Here is a 4,343-nt window from a genome sequence, read left to right as displayed (position 1 = left end):
TCTTATCGGAAACCTAAGATTGCCATACCTAACATTATACAGGTTAGTTCCAGATTTAGAAATTCCAAAACCTGGCTGAGTGGGTGTGCCTCTCCTGTAAATACCGCTTTGCGTAACATTCAATCCACCCACACCATAACCCCCGTTGTTGTTAAAACGGATCGGCGGGCTGATTTGCTGATTCCCGTTCCTGGCTTGGCCATAGTTGTAGTTGCGCGGTTGCGCCGCGTACCTATGGTCATAGGGCCTAGAATCATAGTACGAATCTGATCCGTACTGAGGTTCAGGCGCTTCATATTGCTGCTGAATGGGCTGGGAACCAGCCTTCTTCAGCTGCTCTTTGACAGAGTCGATCTGCCTTTGCAGACCTTCCTTTACAGCGGGATCTGGCTCCCTCTGCACGATCCTCTCCAACACCTGGATTTGGTTTTGGAGGGTCTCTGCGGACTGACCCATAACGCTCGGCGTAACTCCGAGCATTAAAAGGGCCACAACCAACATGCATCTCAACATTTTGCACATTCCTTCCTAAAGAACGCGCACCTGCTGTAAAACACTTTACAAGCTCTAGGGCGCCTTCGCTGGCCACACTATGTAGCGAGCCAAGGCGCCCAGGAGTCGTACTTAAAACATATCTTCGATGTCGATACCCATATGAATAATTACTGTTATGGAGGGTTCTGTGCCCCCCGTAGCACACACATATTACCCTAGTTGGGGGGGTGATTGCTATTTATTAGCAGGGTGCGAATTAGTTCAGTAAGTTATGGGTACTTAGGGCCGCAAAAGGTTCTTTAAGCTACTGAGCCACTGCTCAGCACCCTTAGTCCTCTGATCTGTCCAGTTAGGGATCTTCAGTAGGAGCTGAGCGCGCTGTACAACTAAGTCAGAGGGGGCACCTGTACGCAGAGCTGTATGCATATTCTCAAGCATCTTCGCTACAGTTTCCGGGTGAGAGCCAAGCGTTGTAACCACAATCTGATTTAGGTGATTAAGTCGAGCCGGAGGAAGGAGGGCGGAGTGTTTTCTGAGGAACGAGTCAACAAGTGTAAATAGATCAAGTTGCGCACCGAGCGATTCTATACATGCGAGCGACGGTTTATATGTAGCGCTGTTTTTCCTGTTCCAAGACTCTCTAGCTCTAATCTCGTTTCTATACCCCTCGTCAACCAGGTTAATAAACATAAGTGCTGTATGATCGACCTGGGCAATTATAGTAGAGCGTATTTCGTCTGGACAATCTGTAACACGCGCCACAAGTAATGCCTCATTTGCAACATCTACAAACTGTTCAAGATCTCCTGAGTCAAATGAATCTGTCAGCCTTGTTAAGGCGAGCGCGGGATACCCGTGCAGTTCAGTAGCGATATGAGCGCGGAGCTTCTCAACATAGCCCTTCAGTTCCTGCTCGTGCATGCAGTCGCCAAAGGACTCCGGAAGGGCGTGCAGATGCTCTAGTTGTTCAGGTAGTTCGCAGTTGCCTAGCCGTAAAGCAGTGACGGCACGTTCTACAAAGACAACGCCATCGCTCGAAAGTTTTCGTATAACCGCTAGCATGAGTGGATTAGTGCTGTGCTGTAAGCACTCAGTTGCAGCCAGTGCGAAGCGGCGCAGATCTACTTCAAGAAAAGAGAGAGAGCTAGGGTCGATCTTATTTTCGTGCTTAAGGTGCAGGGAGAGGTTTGTAATGTAGTTTCCTGTCAGTATCCATATGGTGCGGGCCGTGGTGTCACTGAGCCTTGGTAGCATCTTCTCTACGCTTAGAAGGCGTTGTGAGTCTGAGCGCAGCGGCCATGCCGCGACGAACTCAAGCAGCTCGAGATAGTCACGCATTCGTAGCAGTGCGAAGGCCTCGGGGTTCTCCATCATACGCCGAGTTTCTTCAGCGGAGTTGATATTGGAGGCTAATAAGGAGAACGTAGTTAACCCCTCCTTGCCACCATGAATCCGCAGGCGAGCGAGGGCATTAACAAAGAAGCGGATACTCTCTGGGAGCTCGTTTGGGGTGGAGTCTTTAATGGTCGTGAGATCCTTTGCCAGGATATAGAGCTTGGGTACGATCTCTTCAAGTATCTCTTGGTTGGGCTGCTCGTCGTTCGTAGTCCAGGCACGAGCCTCTGCCTCTAAGTCGCGCATCTTTGCGAGCGTTTTAATGATAGTTGGCAATTCCTCGATGTAGGCGCGAGCAAAGGACCTTGTTGTAAACACAGAGGTGCCCGGGGGCGTAATAATCCCCTGGCGCAGTCGCACAGCTAGATCAATTTTCATGCTAGGCGCTTCATTGAGAGGAATAAGAAACACGGGGGGAGCTTTGTTATATCCAGCACGGGTAAGGGCCGATAGAAGGGTAGAATAGAGCTCAGAGATTTTTTCAAGATCGGCAGCACTGTTAGTGGAAAATGCCTGCTCCCAGCTCCTTGCAAGGCCAACTACTAGGGCATCTAGCGCCTGTTCGCCGCGCCCATTAAATGGTGCTTGCTCCGTTGACGGGTCAGTAAGCCATGAGAGCGCGCGTAGCTGTGAGATAGCGGAGATAACGGTTGTTGTTGCTTTGCTAGCACTCTCGACAGAGGTAAAGTGCCGAGCAAGGTGTAACTTCTCTAGGCGTTTGGTAGTTTGTCCGGTGAGCTCTGTAATGTAGTTACTTGCTCCTTTAATGATGGGCGATATAACGGCGCGAAGCTCTGAGTCGGTACTGATAGGCTTGCCGGAGTAAAGCTCCGCCAACAAAGTTAGCTTAGCGTTACACCCCTCAGGTAGAGATCCGTTTTCTGCCAGGCAGGTTAGGGAGGAGAGAACTGAGTTGCGAATCGCAAAACGAACGACCAGCTGCTGCAGCAGCGTTTGGCGAAATTTAAGGGGTAGCTCCAGCTCTAATCCATCGCAGGAGAGCTGGATATTTGGCTCCTTAGTTTTTCTCTCAACGATAGAGATCCTACCCCCGCCATCAGGCAGCAGGGAGCGCACTGCGTAAGCTAACTGCTCATTCTGCAAAAGCTGTGTCATTGCGGACGTCAATATGGGGGAGTTCCCGATAACTGAGATCGCTACAGAGTCAGCCACGGGCATGCACGGTTCTTGGGCTCTGGTTAGGATGTGGCCAGGAAGGTCTTGGTTTGCAAGCACAGCTTCTAACTACGTTGGATAGAGCTTTTAGTCAAAAAAAAACTCTCAATTATGCGGGGCTATGGGGGGCGTTAGGTGTTCATTTTAGTTCGAAATTAAATTAAGAGAAGAGAGTCCTTTATCGCAGGCTGTTTCGATAAGTAGCACCAAGCTCCTGATACTTAAGCGCCGAGGTGATAAGCCCCTGCTCTTCATCTGATCTAATTTGGCGCGAAATCCTGCCCGGTGTGCCCATCACTAGGCTGCGAGGTGGAATGATCATACCCTTTGGGATCAAGGTGTGTGCCCCGATAATACAGTATTCTCCGATCTGGGCGTTATCTAAAATCGTAGCCCCCATGCCTATTAGTGAGTGATCGCCGATAGAGCAGCCATGAATAATGGCACGGTGCCCAACCGTCACGTTCATGCCGATAGTGACGCTCTCCATATCGTAGGACGAGTGCACTAGCACATGTTCCTGCAGATTAGTGCCAGCCCCTATTGAGATCTTTTGAATATCACCCCGGATTACAACGTTAAAGAAGACTGAGCACCTTGCTCCGATCTCTACATCACCGATCACCCAGGCATCTGGAGCTATAAAGGCTGAGGGGTCGATCTTTGGCGTATGGGTTTCAAATGAAACTATAGGCATCGTCTGCAGTCGTTAGTGATATTGATTATTTACAAACTGCGTGAACTGCGGCCATGATCCGCTCCTTACTCGGAATCAGAACAACCTCAAGCGCCTTTGAATACGGCATCGGGCCCTCAAGCATCGACACTAAACCAACTGGGGCATCAAGCTCATCAAAAATGGAGCTGGTAATCATGTGCGCTAGGTAGGCGCCGTAGCTAGCTACCTCGTGCTGCTCCTGAACGACCACGCAACGGTGCGTTTTCGCAACGGAGTTAAGCACCGTCTCTTTATCTAGTGGACGCAGAGAGAGTAGATCCACTACCTCAGCCGAGATGCCCTCTAAAGCGAGCGCCTCAGCGACCTCTAGCGTTATAAATAGGTTCTTTGACCAGGTGATCAGGGTCACGTCGCTTCCGGCACGCTTAATATCAGCCTTGCCGATCGGAATAAGGTACTCACCCTCAGGAACGGGGCCACGCTTGCCGTAGGTAAGCTCCGACTCAAAAAAGACAACCGGATTATCATCTCGGATAGCGCTCTTAAGCAGCCCCTTCATATCGTAGGGGGTTGCAGGTGCAAGAACGATTAATCCAGG

At 50.3% G+C, this 4,343-nt stretch carries 4 protein-coding genes; all 4 read right to left on the bottom strand.

The genetic code is table 11. The features are described 5' to 3' along the window. Positions 1 to 501 (bottom strand): hypothetical protein (locus NTV65_11205; protein ID MCX6115763.1); only part of this gene is annotated, 501 nt, incomplete at its 3' end. Between the two features lie 273 nt (positions 502 to 774). Continuing rightward, positions 775 to 3,126, bottom strand: a complete 2,352-nt coding sequence (locus tag NTV65_11200; GenBank protein ID MCX6115762.1) for a hypothetical protein — start codon at positions 3,124 to 3,126, stop codon at positions 775 to 777. A gap of 118 nt (positions 3,127 to 3,244) precedes the next feature. Further along, a complete protein-coding gene (locus NTV65_11195; GenBank protein ID MCX6115761.1) occupies positions 3,245 to 3,763 on the bottom strand; it encodes a gamma carbonic anhydrase family protein in 519 nt (172 codons plus the stop codon). Positions 3,764 to 3,788: 25 nt separating this feature from the next. Further along, on the bottom strand, positions 3,789 to 4,343 hold a 555-nt coding region (locus NTV65_11190; protein MCX6115760.1), incomplete at its 5' end, for an alpha-ketoacid dehydrogenase subunit beta.

This window comes from Pseudomonadota bacterium (genome assembly GCA_026390555.1).
Lineage (GTDB): Bacteria > Bdellovibrionota_C > UBA2361 > UBA2361 > OMII01 > OMII01.
Note: the sequence above shows the minus strand (reverse complement) of the source record. Positions and strands in the feature narration are given on the sequence as shown.

Bases quoted from the DNA above. Each gene is read 5' to 3' on its own strand.
- NTV65_11195 (MCX6115761.1), bottom strand. From the start codon at position 3,763: ATGCCTATAGTTTCATTTGAAACCCATACGCCAAAGATCGACCCCTCA.